This is a genomic window from Streptomyces sp. NPDC020379 (assembly GCF_044387105.1).
Taxonomy (GTDB): domain Bacteria; phylum Actinomycetota; class Actinomycetes; order Streptomycetales; family Streptomycetaceae; genus Streptomyces.
This window is the reverse complement of record NZ_JBIRVR010000005.1, coordinates 125866-141221: the sequence shown is the minus strand read 5'-3', so window position 1 is coordinate 141221 and position 15356 is coordinate 125866. Positions and strand designations below refer to the sequence as shown.

At 72.9% G+C, this 15356-nt stretch carries 14 protein-coding genes; 3 read left to right on the top strand and 11 right to left on the bottom strand.

Going from position 1 to position 15356, the window contains the following annotated elements; translation table 11 throughout:
* The first annotated feature begins 30 nt into the window (after positions 1-30).
* Positions 31-462, top strand: coding sequence for a nuclear transport factor 2 family protein (locus tag ACH427_RS08735; protein WP_398868702.1), 432 nt, complete (start codon positions 31-33; stop codon positions 460-462).
* 18 nt (positions 463-480) lie between these two features.
* Here the strand turns inward: ACH427_RS08735 and ACH427_RS08730 are convergent, their stop codons facing one another.
* The gene (locus tag ACH427_RS08730) at positions 481-1293 is read right to left on the bottom strand and encodes a BTAD domain-containing putative transcriptional regulator (protein WP_398868701.1); all 813 of its coding nucleotides are present in this window, start codon (positions 1291-1293) and stop codon (positions 481-483) included.
* 265 nt (positions 1294-1558) lie between these two features.
* On the opposite strand from ACH427_RS08730, the gene ACH427_RS08725 reads away from it, so the two are divergent.
* Complete coding sequence (locus ACH427_RS08725; protein ID WP_398868700.1) at positions 1559-2752, top strand: histidine kinase; 1194 nt, start codon at positions 1559-1561, stop codon at positions 2750-2752.
* Here ACH427_RS08725 and ACH427_RS08720 read toward each other — a convergent pair.
* From ACH427_RS08720 to ACH427_RS08680, 9 genes are all read right to left on the bottom strand, one after another.
* Complete coding sequence (locus ACH427_RS08720; RefSeq protein WP_398868699.1) at positions 2691-3326, bottom strand: DNA-binding response regulator; 636 nt, start codon at positions 3324-3326, stop codon at positions 2691-2693. The two genes, ACH427_RS08725 and ACH427_RS08720, sit on opposite strands and share 62 nt — an antisense overlap.
* A gap of 579 nt (positions 3327-3905) precedes the next feature.
* Entirely contained in the window at positions 3906-4439 is a 534-nt protein-coding gene (locus ACH427_RS08715; RefSeq protein ID WP_398868698.1) for a hypothetical protein, read from the bottom strand.
* Between the two features lie 889 nt (positions 4440-5328).
* Positions 5329-6720, bottom strand: a complete 1392-nt coding sequence (locus tag ACH427_RS08710) for an amidase (protein WP_398868697.1) — start codon at positions 6718-6720, stop codon at positions 5329-5331.
* A complete protein-coding gene (locus tag ACH427_RS08705) occupies positions 6707-6916 on the bottom strand; it encodes a hypothetical protein (protein WP_398868696.1) in 210 nt (69 codons plus the stop codon). The genes ACH427_RS08710 and ACH427_RS08705 overlap by 14 nt, the downstream gene beginning before the upstream one ends.
* 154 nt (positions 6917-7070) lie before the next feature.
* Positions 7071-8003 (bottom strand): MBL fold metallo-hydrolase, encoded by a 933-nt coding sequence (locus ACH427_RS08700; RefSeq protein ID WP_398868695.1) that lies wholly within the window; start codon positions 8001-8003, stop codon positions 7071-7073.
* Positions 8004-8052: 49 nt separating this feature from the next.
* Positions 8053-9273 (bottom strand): MFS transporter, encoded by a 1221-nt coding sequence (locus ACH427_RS08695; protein WP_398868694.1) that lies wholly within the window; start codon positions 9271-9273, stop codon positions 8053-8055.
* Between the two features lie 75 nt (positions 9274-9348).
* Complete coding sequence (locus tag ACH427_RS08690) at positions 9349-9936, bottom strand: TetR/AcrR family transcriptional regulator (protein ID WP_398868693.1); 588 nt, start codon at positions 9934-9936, stop codon at positions 9349-9351.
* 308 nt (positions 9937-10244) lie between these two features.
* Complete coding sequence (locus tag ACH427_RS08685) at positions 10245-11717, bottom strand: FAD-dependent monooxygenase (protein WP_398868692.1); 1473 nt, start codon at positions 11715-11717, stop codon at positions 10245-10247.
* A gap of 104 nt (positions 11718-11821) precedes the next feature.
* Positions 11822-12214: a nuclear transport factor 2 family protein gene (locus ACH427_RS08680; protein WP_398868691.1), complete on the bottom strand. Its 393-nt coding sequence runs from the start codon at positions 12212-12214 to the stop codon at positions 11822-11824.
* A 119-nt stretch (positions 12215-12333) separates the two neighbouring features.
* Between ACH427_RS08680 and ACH427_RS08675 the strand changes: the two genes are divergently transcribed.
* Positions 12334-12789 (top strand): MarR family winged helix-turn-helix transcriptional regulator, encoded by a 456-nt coding sequence (locus tag ACH427_RS08675; protein ID WP_398868690.1) that lies wholly within the window; start codon positions 12334-12336, stop codon positions 12787-12789.
* Between the two features lie 340 nt (positions 12790-13129).
* Here ACH427_RS08675 and ACH427_RS08670 read toward each other — a convergent pair whose 3' ends face one another.
* The gene (locus ACH427_RS08670; RefSeq protein ID WP_398868689.1) at positions 13130-15028 is read right to left on the bottom strand and encodes a hypothetical protein; all 1899 of its coding nucleotides are present in this window, start codon (positions 15026-15028) and stop codon (positions 13130-13132) included.
* Positions 15029-15356: the final 328 nt, after the last annotated feature.

Here is a 15356-nt window from a genome sequence, read left to right as displayed (position 1 = left end):
GCCCCGTACGCCACTTTTCGAGGAGCACCGATGAGCGCAACCGCCGTCGACACCGAGGTCCACTCGCGGATCCAGCACTTCTACGCGCATCAGATGCAGGCCCTGGACGCGGGCCGGTTCGAGGAGTACGCGCTGACCTTCACGGAGGACGGCAGCTTCCAGCACTCCCCCGCCGTCGCGCCGGCCCGGGGCCGGGCGGCGATCGTCGCCGAACTGGTCGCGTTCCACGAGCGGTTCGCGGGCGAGCCGGTCCGGCGGCGGCACTGGTTCGACCACATCGCCCTGACCCCCCAGCCGGACGGCAGCATCCGCTCCACGGTGTACGCGCTGGTGGTCACCGTCCGGCCGGGGCGGCGGGAGCCGGAGATCGCCCCCAGCTGTGTGGTGCGCGACGTCCTCGAGGTGGACGGGGAGCGCGTGCTCACCCGGTCCCGGAGCATCTCCCACGACCACCTCGACTGACGCCCTGGAGCACCGGCCTCAGGCGGGCCGCCCCTGCGCGTACGCCCCCTCCCCGTCGAGCTCGGGAGCGCCCGACAGCACCGCGCAGTGGAGCCGCTGGAGCCGGGACGAGGGCTCGACGCCCAGCTCGTGACGGAGGCGCTCGCGCAGTTCCCGGAACTCCTGCAACGCCCGCCAGGGGCTGCCCGAGCGGCACAGCGCCGTCATCAGCTGGGCGCAGAAGTTCTCGTGCAGCGGATACCGCGCGACCAGGGTGCGCAACTCGCCCAGCAGCACGGCGTGATAGCCCAGCCGCAGGTCGGCCTCGATGCGTTCCTCCAGCGCCTGCATGCGGGTCTCCTCCATATAGAGGACCTCAAGACCCAGCACCCGCCCGGCCGGGACGTCGACGAGGGCGGGACCCCGCCACAGGGCGAGAGCCCGCGTCAGATGCGCGGATGCGGCACGGGCGTCCCCGGCCATGAGGGCCCTGTGGCCCGGTGCCGCCCACTGCTGGAACTGGGTCCAGTCGCAGCTTCCCGGCGTGACCGTCATGCGGTACCCGCCGAAGGCCGTCGCGAGGACGTCCTTCGGCGAGCGGTCACCGGCCGACGACTGCCGCAGGGCGGCTCCTATGCGCCGGCGCAGTTGAAGTATGTACGTCTGCAGCGTGGTGGCGGCGCTGCGGGGGATCTCGTCGCCCCACAGCTCTTCCATCAGCGTCGTCACGGGGACGACGCGTCCCGACCACAAGGAGAGCAGGGCGAGAACCTGCCGTGGCTTCCCGGCACTGGGCACAATGGATACCCCGTTCTCGTACATCGCCAGCTCCCCCAGCACTTCGATGTCCATGTACGCCTTCCGATCGGTGGAATCAGGTCCTGGCCCGAGGCTCCCACCACGCACCGGCCGCGGGACAGTGAGACCGTCACCGGGTGGGTGGTGAAAGCACCACGCGCGTGTGAGGAATTCACAATTCCATGGCGTCGAAATCGTTCCGAGGGGTGGCTCCATCCAACGGCCGCTGGGCTACAGTCGGTTCGCCGCCGGGGGAATGGCCCCCATTACCGGAAAGACCCCTGGAACTTCGCTCGGACGGGCAGGTCGCATGGTGGTTATGACCAGGAGTGAGCCGCCGTACTGGTTCGCTACGTGCATCATCCTCTCCGTCATGTCCGCGGTGGCCGCTCTCGGCTTCCTGAACCTCCTGCAAGCCCATCCTCCGGCCTCCCATGTGGCGCTGTTCCTCGTCGGCTTCGTCCTGATGCTCTCGCTCCAGGGCGTGCACTGCGCCGGCCGGGCCACCCAGGCGCGCGCCGCGCGGTGGGCGGTGCTCCTGGCCCAGGCCGCGCTCACCTACGGACTGCTGCCCGTCCTGGGCCTCGCCTGGGGCGGGATGCCGGGTTTCCTGGCGGGCTCCATGCTGATCACCCTCGACCCGCCCTACTCGGTCGCCGTGTTCTGCGGCACGGCCGGCTTCACCGGGGTCTACGCCTGGATGGTCGGCCAGCACCCACTCGGCATCGGCATCGGGGTGCTCTCCTGCACGGTGAACGGTCTGATGGTGTACGGCATGACCCTGCTGGCCACATGGAGCGTGGAGCTCCGCCGGGCCAGGGACGAGATCGCCCGGCTCGCGGTGCAGGAGGAGCGGCTGCGGGTCGCCCGTGACCTGCACGACCTGCTGGGTTACAGCCTCTCCGCCATCACTCTCAAGGGAGAGCTGACGGACCGCCTGATCCGCGACGGGGCCGACGAGGAGGCCGCGCGCGCCCGGGTCGAGCTGCGGGAGATGGTCGACATCTCACGGCAGGCCCTCGCCGACGTGCGGTGCGTCGCCCACGGCTACCGAAGGCTCTCACTCACCGCCGAACTCAGCTCCGCCGCCCGGGTGTTGGTGGCGGCCGACATCGCCGTACGGATCGACGACGCCCGGCCGACCCAGCAGGAGGAGACCGGGACCGTGCTGGCCACCGTGGTCCGGGAAGGGGTGACGAACATCCTGCGGCACAGTTCGGCGCGCGAGTGCCGCATCACGGTCGTGCCGTCGGGAGACAGGCTGGTGCTGACCCTGTGGAACGACGGCGCGCCGGGGGACGCCCGGCGGCGCATGGCCCGCCGCCGGGACGGCGGGCTGTGCAACCTGGCCCGCAGGCTGGAGGAGGCGGGGGGCGTCTTCCGGGCGGGCCCGCAGGGCCGGGGCCGGTTCCTCGTCCGTGCGGAGTGCCCGGTGCGTCCGGTCCGGGAGGTCAACGGATCCAGCCCCGCTCCTTCGCGATCCGGACGGCGTCCAGCCGATTCCGTGCAGTGAGCTTGGTGACGGTGGACGTCAGGTAGTTCCGCACAGTGCCGGTCGACAAGTGCATGACACGCGCGATCTCCTGGGCGGAATTGCCGTCGGCGGCGAGCTGCAGGGCGTCGGTCTCGCGCGCCGTCAGCGGGTTGCCGCAGGCCGGCGAGGCGAGGGGCCCGTCGTCGTTCTCCCACGCGGCGGGCGGTATCCGGGAGTCGATCACGCGCCTGCCCGACACGACCGCCCTGATGGCGGCGGCCAGTTCCGCTGGCGGCGCGTCCTTGGGCAGGAAGCCCCTGACCTGGGCGTCGAGCGCCTTGCGCACGGTGCCCCGCTCCTCCAGGGCGGTGAGGATGACGACCTTGCACTCGGGCGCCAGCTCGTTCACCCGACGGGCGGCGTCGAGTCCGTTGGAGCCCGGCAGATGGATGTCGAGGATCGCGACGTCCGGGCGCAGGGTCAGCACCGCGGGGATGATGCCCCGCCCGTCCGCCACCTCGGCGACCACCTCGAAGTCCGCCTCGAGACGGAGCAGCGCGACCAGCGCCCCCCGGACCATGTGCATGTCTTCGGCCAGCAGGATCCGGATCACCGTTCCCCCGTGATGCTCGCGCCCTTGGGCCGCCTTCCGCGGAACGCGGCCCACTCGCTGGAAGTTCCAGCCTACGGACCCCTTACCCGAACAATCGTCCCTTTCTCGCCATGTTCTTCTGCATGGAGGCACGTTGGCGCCAAGATGCGCGGGGGTATGCGCCGTTTTCGAGCCGCCCGCGCCCCGGCGGCGCTCAGCAGGCGGCCGGTTCCGCCTCCCGGGTCGTCCTCGTCCAGCCCGCGCTTCCCCGGGGACGGCGCACGCTGCCGCCCTGACGGATCTCGGGTGAAAACCACAGGTTCGCACTCGCGTCCGACTGGTTCACGTGGCACCTGCGGTACGTAGGTCCGCCGGCCGGCGCACAGCAAGGGAACGCACAGGTGGCCAGGCCGTCGCGGCCCGGCCCCGAAGGCCCCACCGGCCCCGCGACCAGCACCAGACACCACGTCAGGAGGGTTGCTCCCGCCGCGCTGTGGGCGCATAAGTGGTCAGCGGGTGCCGCCTGTCATGGCCCCATGACGGCAAGTGCCGGCAGCCTCCTCCTGCGGGGCGGACGGCGGGTGCCGACGGCGGGGCCGATCAGCCAGAGCAGCAGTCGGCCGGTTCGGCCGGCCTGCCCGACGGCTCGGCGGCGCCGCGGAGGTCGGGGTCGGCGCGGGTGAGCTCGACCAGCGCGCGAGTCGTCACGTGCGCGAGGACATGGCACAACGCGCTGCGGCGGTCGTCCCGCATGCCCAACAGCCCGAGCATGAGGCTCCGTTGACGGACGCCATCCCGCCACAAACCGAAGGCCGCCCGACGCAGCAGCAGGGAGGTGGGGTCGGTCCCGGTCAGGGCGCGGTGGAGTGCGGCGCCGAGACGTTCGGCCGACCAGGAGCGGGCTGCTCGTTCGGCGGCGCAGGAGGAGTTGTCACCGCCCCGACGGGCGAGGCATTCGCCGTCGAGGAGCGCGAGGGTCATGCCGTGGGCGGCCGGGGGGTGTCCGAGTCCGACGGCGCCGCCGACCAGGGCACATCGTCCTCGGCCGGAGAAGGAGCGCCGGCGGAACCGGGCAGCCGCCCACTGGGCCTTGCCGCCGGTGAGCGCTTCCACCCGGCCGGATCGCCGAAGCACTCACGAAGCGCTCCGGCCGCCGCCATCAGCGTCTCGGTGGTGGTCGCGGCGGTGTGGGGCAGGGCCCGGCGCGCCGCCCGGAACGTGCCCGCGTCAACCGGCCCCCAGGCCAGGTCCGGGGCAGCACAACGCCCTTGAGGCAGTGGGACGGCCGGCCCCGGCCGGCGGGTAGCTCTCGGCGACGCGACGCGGATCACTGCGATCCGGGTGCCGACGAGGCCCGGGGACCGCGTCCCCCGGAGCGGCCAGGAGCAGACGCATCCACGTGACCGCCGACCGCCAGGCACCCTGGGCGTGACGCATCCGCAGCAGCGGCGCGCACCCGCCCGCCTCCGGACACGGCATCAACCGCGGCTCCCACAAAGGCCGTTCCGGGACAGCGGGCGCACCGGATGGGCGGACGCCCACGACTCGATCGCGCACTCGGCCGCATCCTGGACAACATGCTGCTCGACCGCGCAACGGGCATGCTCCGTCCACCGGCGCCGACCGGCACCAACCGTGCCGGGAGACGGCTCCGACACCCGGCGCAGCCGCCTGAGATGACCCCATCTCGCCGCCACACGGCTCCGCAGATCGTCCACGGCAGGCGGACTGCCGCCGAACAGAAAAGTCACGCACCAGATCAGAGGACCGCGGGTGTGCCGGGCCATGAATTCGTCCGCCAACGAGAGGCGAGGGAAACGGCTCATCGGCCTGACACTGCCTGCGCGGCGGGAGGACGAAACGCGGTGACCACCGGGCGTCCGGCAAGGTGGCGCACGCGGGACGCGATGCGCTCGCCGTGCTCCGCCGGGTGCGCTTCCCGGCCCGGGAGGAGGCCGCCCGGAAGCGCGGGCGCGCTGCCCGGCCGACGAGGTGCCGCGTGCCGGCCGGGAAGCGCGAAGGATCAAGCCACTGTGGCGAGTGCCCGGGCGGGCCGCGTCTGCTCGTAGGCGTGGCCGACCCGCAGGAGCGTGGGCTCACCGAGGGGCCGGCCGAGCAGCTGCATGCCGATGGGCATGCCCGCCGCGTCGTGGCCGACCGGAACGGTCAGGGCGGGCACTCCGGTGATGTTGGCGGGGGCGCAAAGGCGCACATAGGCGTCGGAGACGCTCTCGGCCGTGCCGTCGGGCCAGGTGACCGTAGCCTCGTCGGCCCCGACCGCGGGCATCGGGACGCTCGGGGCGGCGATCACGTCGGCTTCCTCCAGCATCCGCGCCCACTCGGCGCGCATGAGGGTGCGGGAGCGTTGAGCGCGTACGTAGTCACGGGCGCTCATCAACTCGCTCGCCTCCAGGAGGATGCGGACGTCCTCCTGGTACAGCTCGGGGACCGTGCGCAGGCTGTCCTCGTGGTAGGCGCCGGCCTCCGGCACCATCAGGCCCCACTGGGTGGCCTGGATGTAGCGGGTCATCGGGATGTGGACCTCGACGAGCCGTGCGCCCAGGGCCTCCAGCTGCCCGATGGCCTGCCGGACGGCGGTCTCCACCTCCGGGTGGACGTTGTCGAAGTAATAGGTGCGCGGCACCCCGACACGCAGCCCCGTCAGGTCCGTGCCGGCACCGGGCCGGTAGTCCGTGACGGGCACGGACAGCGAGGCGGGGTCGCGCGGATCGTGTCCGGCCAGCGCGGTCAGGACCAGGGCCGCGTCCTCGACGGTGCGGGTGACCGGGCCGACGTGGTCCAGCGACCAGGACAGGGAGGTGACGCCGTGCCGGGGGACGAGACCGTAGGTCGGCTTGAGGCCGACGACCCCGTTGAGCGCGGCGGGCACCCGGATCGACCCGCCGGTGTCGGTGCCCAGGGCGAAGGTCGCGGTGCCCGACGCGACGGCGACCGCGGAGCCGCCGCTGGAGCCACCGGCGACCCGGCCGGGGTCCCAGGCGTTGCGGGTCTGCGGGGTGGTCAGGCCGAACGCGAATTCGTGGGTGTGGGTCTTGCCGAGCAGGATCGCGCCGGCCGCGCTCAGCCGCGCGGCGACCGTGCTGTCCGCCGGCGCGCGATGGCCGGCACGGACCCGGGAGCTGGCCGTGGTGGCCATCCCGCCGACATCGATCAGGTCCTTGAGCCCCATCGGGATGCCGTGCAGCGGTCCCCGGTATCGGCCTCGCGCCACTTCGTGTTCGGCTTCGCCCGCCGCCCGGCGGGCCTGCTCCGCGGCGACCGTGACGTAGGCGCCGAGATGCGGCTCCGCCTTCTCGACGCGATCGAGGACGGAGTCGACCAGTTCGACCGGGGACAGCCGCCGGGCACGTATCGCGTCCGCGGCGGCGGCGAGGGACAGCTCATACGGCTGCATCGCGCTTCTCCTCTCCGGCGCGGTAGGCAGCGGCGGGCGGGACGTCCGCGAAGTCCAGCTCGCGCAGGACCGCGACGACGCTGTGGATGTGGTTGGCGACCGCGGCGACCGCGGCGTGACGCTCGGTGGGCAGCACCAGACCGGCGCGGGCGGCCCAGCGGGCGGCCTCCGGCGGTGTGAGTTCGACGGCGGACATGGGTGTTCTCGCTCTCGGTGGAGGGGGGAGCGGCGGAGTGACCGGCGCTCTGAAGGCCAAGGATTCGCTTGAGGCGGTTGCGGACGCCGCGGTAGCCCGGCGGCCCGTGCGGGAGCGGCCGAGCGGGACCGGCCACTCGGGACCGGTCGCGTGGTCAGGCCGCGGTGGCCGGCATCTCCGCGCCGTGCTCGGCGAGCAGCCGGTAACGGCCGCTCTCCCGGCGGACGGTGCCGGCCGTGGGCCGCGGGAAGTGGGTGCCCAGGAGCAGCGCGTCGGTGTCCGCCAGAGCGTCGAGCAGCCGGGCGCGGGTGCGGATCGCCTGGGCGGGGTCGATGTCGACGCAGCTGTGCACGTGGGGGTGGGACAGCTGCACGGGGTGGTGGATGCTGTCGCCGGTGATCAGCGCCCGGCGGTCACTGCCGCGCAGTTCCACGGCGACCTGCCCCGGGGTGTGGCCCGGGGCGGGGACCAGGAAGACGCCCGGCGCCACCTCGTGCCCCTGCTCGGGCACGTCCACGAGGTCGTACTGTCCGGCGTCGCGGACAGGGGTGACGGAGTCGCGGAACATCTGGGCGCGGGCCTCGTCCAGGTCGGTGGCGGCCCAGTGGTCCCATTCGGTGCGGCTGGTGACGTAGCGGGCGCCCGGGAAGGCGGGAACCCAGTCCTCACCGGCGAGGCGGGTGTTCCAGCCGACGTGGTCGGTGTGCAGGTGCGTGGTGATCACCAGATCCACGGACTCGGGCGCGAAGCCGGCCGCTGCCAGGCGCTGCGGGAAGGCGGTGTCGAGACCGTCCCAGGCCGGGTTGGCCCGGGTCTTGCCGTTGCCGATGCCGGTGTCCACGACGATCCGCAGCCCGCCCGCCTCCACCGCGAAGCTGTGGCTCGCCAGGCGCGGGACGTCGGCGTCGGCGAAGTCGGGGCGCAGCCACGATGCCTCGTCCAGCACCTCCTTGGTGGCGTCCGGCAGCAGCCAGGGTCCGGTCTGGCGCGGCAGTTCGATCTCGTCGACGCGGCGTACGGTGATGTCGCCGAGGCTCCATCCCGCGCTGGTGGAGGAAGTGGCCTGACGGGGCGAGGCGGTGCTCATCGGTGGGGCCTTTCGAATGGGGCGGGGCGGGGCGGGAAAGCAGAACCGGTCAGCCGGTGCTCGGCTGCCGCACGGCGCGGGCGAGGCCGGTCAGGGTCAGCAGGACGACCGTCACGGCGTAGAGCGAGACGGCGGTCCGCAGGCCGTACAGGTTGGTCAGCAGGCCGGCGAGGACGGCGGGGATGCTCATGGCCAGGTAGCTGACGACGTAGTAGGCGGCGAGCGTGCCGGCGCGTTCGCCCGGGGCGGCCGGGGACAGCAGCAGGCGCAGGGCGCCCTGGGTGACGGCGCCGAAGCCGGTGCCCGCCAGGGCGGTGCCGGCGAACAGGGCGGGCAGGCTGTTCAGGTGGGGCGCGCTCAGGGTCAGCAGGGCCCCCGGGATCAGGAGCGCGGTGCCGACGGAGCTCGCGGTGCGGGCGGGCAGCGGCCGCGCGGCGTGGACGGCGAGGGCAGCCGCGGCCGTCAGGGTGAAGAAGACCAGGCCGCCGGTGGCGCGGGAGGTGTGCGGGGCGATGAGCCGGGCGAGCGAGGGACCGAGGGAGGAGTAGAAGCCGCCCAGCGCCCAGGCGGCGACGACGCCGGGGGCGAGAAGCCGCATGGCCGGGCGGGAGGCGGGGGCGACGGCGATGCCGGGACGCAGGGAGCGCCACGCACCGGAGTGGGGGTGTGCGGTCTCGGTGGTGAGCAGCACTGCGGCCGCCTGCGCGGTGAACAGCAGGAGCAGCGGGAGGTGGACGGTGCGGGTGGGGGCGGGGGCGTACTGCACGAAGGCGGTGGAAGCCAGCACGCCGGCCGCCATGCCGGCCACGGGGGTGATGCCGTTGGCGAGCGTCGCCCGGCCCGGGCGCTCGGGGTCCTCGAAGTCGAGCAGGGCGGCTCCGGCGGCGGCGGTGGCCACGCCGGTGGCCAGGCCCTGCAGGATCCGGGCGGCGATCAGCGCCATCACGCCCTGGGCGGTGGCGAAGACGGCCATCGCGGCGGCCTCCGTGAGCAGCGCGCCGGTGAGGACCGGGCGCCGGCCCAGGTGGTCCGAGAGCGTGCCCGCGGTCAGCAGTGCGCCGAGCAGGGAGAGCGCGTAGGCGCTGAACACGACGGTGACCGTCATCGCCGAGAAGCGCCATTCGGCCTGATAGAGGGCGTAGAGAGGGGTCGGCGCACTCGAGGCGGCCAGCAGGGCGACGAGGACGGAGGCGTGGAGGAAAAAGGCGCTGCGGCGGTCCAGCACGGGCAGACGGCGGGGAGGGGACGGCGGGGCTGCGACGCTGAGCATGGAGACCTCTCACACCTAAAGGCAAACGCTTTGCGTTAGGAAGAGTAGGCCCCCGCGCATCCAAAACGCAAACCTTTAGCTTTTAGGTGTGGGGGGAGCGGAACTCCGGCCGCCGAGCGCCGTCGCCACGAGGTGGTCGGTGTAGGCCGCCGACAGATCCGAGGGACGGAACAGGATGCGGTACATCAGGGGGGCGACGACCACATCCAGCAGGCTCTCCACATCGGGCACGGCCTCCCCGCGCCCGGCCGCGCGCACGCCGATGGCCTTCAACTGCTCGGCGGCGTAGTCGGAGCAGCGCGCCGCGTTGCCCTGCCCGGGGTCGCCCAGCAGGGCGTCGCGGATGTACGTGCGGCCCGCCGTCGAGGACATCTCCTCCGCGAACTGCGTCGTCCACGCCTCCAGGTCCGCCCGCAGACTGCCGTGATCGGCCGGCGAGGTGTCGGGGCGCAGCCGCTCGACGGCCACGTCGGACAGCAGTTCCCGCAGATCCCCCCAGCGCCGGTAGATGGTGGACGGCGTCACTCCGGCGCGGGCGGCGACCAGCGGCACGGTGAGCGCGTCGCGCCCCACCTCCGCCTCCAGATCGCGGACGGCCTGATGCACGGACTGCTGGACGCGGGCGCTGCGCCCGCCGGGGCGTGTGGTCGCTCGGGCACTCATGCACACAGCTTAATGCGAAGAAGTTGCGTTCGATCCGACCTGGCCCCGGGGCGGGCCGTGAATCCCGCCTCATCACCCTCGCCCGCGCCGGAGCCCGCTTCGAACGCGGCCATCTCCTCGGACAATCCTTCCGGGCCCGCCGCGGCATGACCGCGAACCTCGCAGGACCGAGGGCCACCCCACCACGGTCTCAGGACCGAGGGCCACCCACCCCGATCCGTGGCGGGACCTGCCGGGCGGTGATCCGGCCTGATCCGCGAGAGAGGGCCGCCGGGCGAGGCCCGGCAGACAGGCCCGGCGGGCGGCGTTCACCGGCACAAGGCGCGCAGGGCGGCGAGGCAGTCCCTGGCCCGGCGCCGCGGGTCGGTGTCGGTGCCGGCCCAGGCGATCCGGGCGTCCGGCCGGATCAGTACGGCGGTGACGTCCCGCCAGATCGCGTGCGCCGTCCTGGTGTTGACGGTTCCCGCCCGCCGCTCCAGGCCATCCGCGGAGCACGGTGTCCGCGTCCCGCCGAGGTCCAGCAGCAGTGGTCGGCCGTGGTGCATCAACGGGTGGGCGGTGGGTGCGTCGGCCGCGTCCAGGGCGAGGCCGGCCAGTCGGGTGCCGTTCAGCGGATGCGCGCCGGGAGGGGTGCCGGCGGGGAGCGGGTCGTCGAATCCGGCGATCCGGCGGGCCCACCGGCGGTTGGTCCGCGGTTCGGCGAGCGCGGCGGACCAGACCTCGCGCAGCGCTGTCTGCTCCGGGCTCGCGGCGGCGAACAGGGCGAGCTGCGCACGGGTGTTGTCGATGACGGCGCGGGCGGCCGGCCGGCGCTCCGTGTCATAGCTGTCGAGCAGTCCGTCGGGGGCCCGGCCCTGGAGGGTGGCGGCCAGTTTCCAGCCCAGGTTGGTGGCGTCCTGGATACCGAGGTTCATGCCTTGCCCACCGGCCGGGAAGAACATGTGCGCCGCGTCCCCGGCGACCAGCACCCGTCCGGCCCGGTACCGCGCGGCCTGGCGGGTGGCATTGCCGTAGCGCGAGAGCCACCGGGGGTCGCGGATGCCCAGATCCCGTCCCAGCAGCGCGCGGGCCTGCTCGCGCACCTCCTCCAGGGTCAGCGGTTCGCCGGTGCCGTGGTGCATGGTGGCCGTGGAGAGGCCCGCCAGCCGATGGACGCCGTCGCCGATCGGGGCCGCCAGGAACGAACCGGCCGGCCCGGCGGCGGCGAGCGGCGCGGCGGGCGGATCGTCGAGCTCGACGTCGGCGAGCCACCCGGTCAGGGTGGTGTCCTGACCGGGGAAGCCGATGCCGGCCGCCTGGCGCACCGCGCTGCGGGTGCCGTCGCAGCCCACCACCCAGCGGGCCCGCACGGTCCGATGGGTGCCTCCGGCCCGGATCACCACCTCGACGGCGTCCGGCCCCTGGGTGAGCGAGACGACCTCCTCCCCGCGCAGCACGCGGGCACCCACGGCGACCGCGTGCTCCTCCAGGAGCTGTTCGGTGACGGACTGACCGAGCGCCAGCATGAAGGGGTGCACCGCCCCGACGGTGGAGAAGTCCAGCCGGGTGGCCGCCGCGCCGAAGTGGCCGGTCGGCACCGGGGTGCCGCGTTCGATGAACCGCTCCGCGAGGCCACGGGTGGCAAAGGTGTCCAGCGTGCCGGCCTGCATGCCGACCGCGCGCGACCGTCCGTCCGGTGCCGCCCGGCGTTCCACGACGGCCACCTCCACCCCGTGCAGGCGCAATTCCGCGGCGAGCCAGAGCCCCACCGGGCCGGCCCCGGCGATGAGCACATCGAGCACGACGACCACTTCCTCTCACTCTTCGGATGACGCGCCATGACGGCCGCGCGCCGATGCGCTGGGACACGAGCGGCGGCCTCATGGCGTCAGGTGGGCGATGCGGCTCAGCGGGCGCTGCCGAGGTTCCGGTCGGCGTCGGCGCCTTCGAGCATGAGGGTGGTCTCCTCGATGCGGCGGAAGCGACCGTCCGGGGCGAACTCGGCAAAGAGGTAGACCTCCATGCGAACGGTGGAGCCGTCGGCCTTGATGACCTCCATCGTGTGGCGGTCGGCGTAGCGGTCGCCGGACGAGAGTTCGTCGTGCACCTCGACCGAGCCGCCGGCGACGACCGTGCGCAGGTGGGCGATGTGGGCGAGGAACTCGGTGCGGTTCGCCCAGCTTCCGTCGGTGCGCTGGCGGTAGTCGGGGGCGAAGTGCCGGTCGGCGGCCTCGTCGAGGTCGAGGCCCGGGGTGAGGAGCAGGTCGGTGAGGGCGGCGCGGGCATCGGTGCGGTTCATGGGGATTCCTTCGGTCGGGTGCGGGAGTTGGCCCGCCGGACATCGGTCGGATATGCGTGCCTGAAGCACGCTTATGACCGTACAGGAAAAGCGTGCGCTGCGCACGCTAATCTGGAGGGGTGAAGAACTCGACGGGACACGACATCGCCGATGCGCTGGGCCTGCTCCTGCGGCGGAGCACTCGCGCCCGCCTCTACGCCCAGCTGACCGAGGGGCTGGGGGAAGCGGTCGACGACCTCACGTATCCGGTCCTCAGCGGCCTGGCCCGGACCGGGGCGTGCAGCGCCGCCGACCTGGGCCGTGAGATCGGACTGGACCGCACCACCGTGACCCGCCGCGCCGACCGGCTGGAGCAGGCCGGCCTGCTCCGGCGCCAGCCCGATCCGGCCGACGGCCGCGCGACCCTCCTCGCGCTGACCGAGCAGGGTCACGGCATCGTGTCGGTCACCAGGCAGCGCCTGGCGGCCGGCATCGAGTCCTCGCTCGCCACCTGGCCACAGGCGGACGCCCAGACCTTCGCGCGCCAGCTGCGCCGCTTCGTCGACGAGGGCCCGTTCGCCGACGAACCTCACTGACCGCCACCGGCGCGCGGGGCCCGCCGGTTCGGCGTGCGAGCCCGGTATTTCACGAGGAGCACCGGGGAGCGAGAGGTGCTGTGCGCCGGTCGCTGGGAGCACGCAGCGCAAGCGACAGACTTCGATCACGGCCAACGCCCAGCTCCATGAACGTGAGTTGATCGAAATCGTCACGCCGCCGACCGCGATCGCGGCTGTCCTCCGCCGAAGCGGCGATCACCGTCTTCATGGTCGGTTCCGGGCTCAGGACGCGATCCTGGACCGGCTCGCCCCGCACACGGTGGACGGCGCCCGGGCCGCCTGGGCCGGTGGTACGGAGGTCCAGGCGGCCCGGTGGGGTTCAGGGGTTCACCGCGTTCCAGCGCTCGGCGGGGATGTCCTCGCACTTGTAGAGGCTGACGGTGCCGTGGTCGGCGTCGGGGGCCAGCAGGCACAGGTGGTTGGCCTCGTTGCGGTAGCGGACGGTGCCGTCCGCGTATGCCTCGGCCAGCCAGCGCTGTCCTGCGCCGGCGACGCCGCGGGGGTCGTCACAGCCCTGGAGCACAGCGCCCGTTCGCGTGGTGGCGTGCTCGTCCCGGCTGCCCAGGCACTGGTTGGTGCCGTCGAGGCTCTGGAAGCGGACCAGGTTGTCGTCGCGGCTGATCCGCTGGATGTTCCAGCCGAAGTCCTTGCGCTCGTAGGCCAGCCAGTAGATCCACCACCAGCGGGGCGGGGTGGGCGCCGTGTAGACGAAGGTCCCGGGGACGTTGCCGGCCCGCCGCAGCCGGCCGCCGAGGAACGCGGACTCCAGGCGTACGTTGTCGCCGGTCGTCTGCCAGCTCACGGGCACGGAGGCCGCGCTGTCCCACCACCGCTGGCCGGGGTTGTCGGTGCACGGCGTGGCGGTCACCGAGGTGTTGCCCGGGGTCAGGCAGAGCCCGGGGAAGGCCACGTTCCGCCAGCGCTGCGGTCCACCGCCGTCCTCGTTCGGCTGCGGGTCGTCCTCCAGGTGGCTGACCGTCCACTGCGCGCGCGGGTCGTCACACTTGCCCGCCACGATCGGGGAGGCCACGTCCCGGCGGGCACCCGACGCGAGGGCGATGCAGTCGCCCGTGTCGATGTTCTGCAGGTAGTGGGTGAGCGCGCCGGTGGTGAACATCCCGAAGGTCTGGCTGCCGTTGTAGCGGGCGTCCCCGACCGCGAACGAGCGGTCCGGGTTCTCCTGCAGCAGCCGCCCCGTCGGTGTGGCCAGCACACTGTGGAAGACGTGGGACGGACGTGGCTGCTGGGCCGGCGGCGGGGTCCGGGCGAAGAGCACGGGCACATGGTCGGAACCGCCGCCTCCCGGACGGGTCGCGGCGAACCCCCCGGGCAGGCCGTGCGTGACCGCGTAGTCCAGCTCGCTGGGCTCGTCACCGCCGATGTACGTCGGCTGGCCGGTGCGCAGCAGATTCTCGCCCGCTCGCAGGCGCAGCGTCTGATTGCGGGCCTGGTCGTTGGTGCGGTTGAGGATGTTCACGTTGAAGTCGCCGGCCAGGACCCAGTTCCGGCCGCCCTGGCCCGGTGTGGCCATGAAGGCGCGGACCTGGTCGAGCAGTCCGGGCATGCCCGCCCGTCCGGTCACGTCCTCACCGCGGGCATGGGTGTTCCAGTACCAGGTGTCGCCGAACCGCAGACCGAGCAGGGGGCGCGCCCGGTAGCGGTTGTTCGGGGCGTTCGGGTCCGGATTGTAGAACGCGTTCTCCAGCACGCGGACCTCGTTGGCCGGGGTGTCGGTGACCGTCGCCAGGTTCATCTGGCCGCCGTCCCAGGTGTCCAGGGTCGTGGCGCCGACCCTGCGGGGGTCGGTCTGGAGGTAGTACACATAGCGGTCGCTGTGGTTCGGGCCGGCTTCCGGCCAGGTCACGAATGTGACGGAACTGGGCTGGGGATCGCGGTTCGGCGTGAGCCGGATACCCCGGAAGTTGGTCCGGTGGTCGTCCCTCGGCAGGGGCGGCCCGGCACCCGCCTCCTGCACCATCACCACCTGATTGTTCGCGGCCAGCGGCTGGATCTCCGAGCGCCACCGTAAGCCGTTGTCGGAACCGTGCATGTTGTACGTGGCGAACGGCGAACTCCCGTCACCGTTCACGGCCCGCGCTGTCGTGGCGGTCAGCGTCACGTTCGCGGCCAGCGCCGCCAGCACGGCCGGGACGGCGACCGCGGCGGCCGTCCACCGCCGTCGACGGCCCCGCGCCGTCGGATGGTCGTGTCTCGTCAATGGTCCGTCCTCCCGCGTCGGCCCGGGCCAAGCAGCCCGGGGGGTCAATGCGCGCCTTCTCCACGAACCTCCGCTCGACCCCGCCTGGGCACCGAGCTCGTTTCCCTCCTCACCGGACAGAACCGACTGCCTCCTGCGTTGGATTCCCCTCAGATGCTCCTCCCGGAGCACCTCAACCGCCCCGCGTCTCCAGGCACTTGACTCAAAGCAGGCGGCCCCGTCGCCTTGATGAGGAGCTCGACATCAGCTCCGGTTGCCCCCTGTCCCCGGTTCGTTACGGGTTCACCCATGCCGGTGGGCGAAGACGGATCAGGCCGCTGCGCTGTCA

Excerpts from the sequence above, each read along its gene's own strand:
- ACH427_RS08710 (WP_398868697.1), bottom strand. The coding sequence starts at position 6,720 with ATGCAGCCGTATGAGCTGTCCCTCGCCGCCGCCGCGGACGCGATACGT.
- ACH427_RS08700 (WP_398868695.1), bottom strand. The coding sequence starts at position 8,003 with ATGAGCACCGCCTCGCCCCGTCAGGCCACTTCCTCCACCAGCGCGGGA.
- ACH427_RS08725 (WP_398868700.1), top strand. The coding sequence starts at position 1,559 with ATGACCAGGAGTGAGCCGCCGTACTGGTTCGCTACGTGCATCATCCTC.
- ACH427_RS08705 (WP_398868696.1), bottom strand. The coding sequence starts at position 6,916 with ATGTCCGCCGTCGAACTCACACCGCCGGAGGCCGCCCGCTGGGCCGCC.
- ACH427_RS08690 (WP_398868693.1), bottom strand. The coding sequence starts at position 9,936 with ATGAGTGCCCGAGCGACCACACGCCCCGGCGGGCGCAGCGCCCGCGTC.
- ACH427_RS08680 (WP_398868691.1), bottom strand. The coding sequence starts at position 12,214 with ATGAACCGCACCGATGCCCGCGCCGCCCTCACCGACCTGCTCCTCACC.
- ACH427_RS08730 (WP_398868701.1), bottom strand. The coding sequence starts at position 1,293 with ATGGACATCGAAGTGCTGGGGGAGCTGGCGATGTACGAGAACGGGGTA.
- ACH427_RS08695 (WP_398868694.1), bottom strand. The coding sequence starts at position 9,273 with ATGCTCAGCGTCGCAGCCCCGCCGTCCCCTCCCCGCCGTCTGCCCGTG.
- ACH427_RS08735 (WP_398868702.1), top strand. The coding sequence starts at position 31 with ATGAGCGCAACCGCCGTCGACACCGAGGTCCACTCGCGGATCCAGCAC.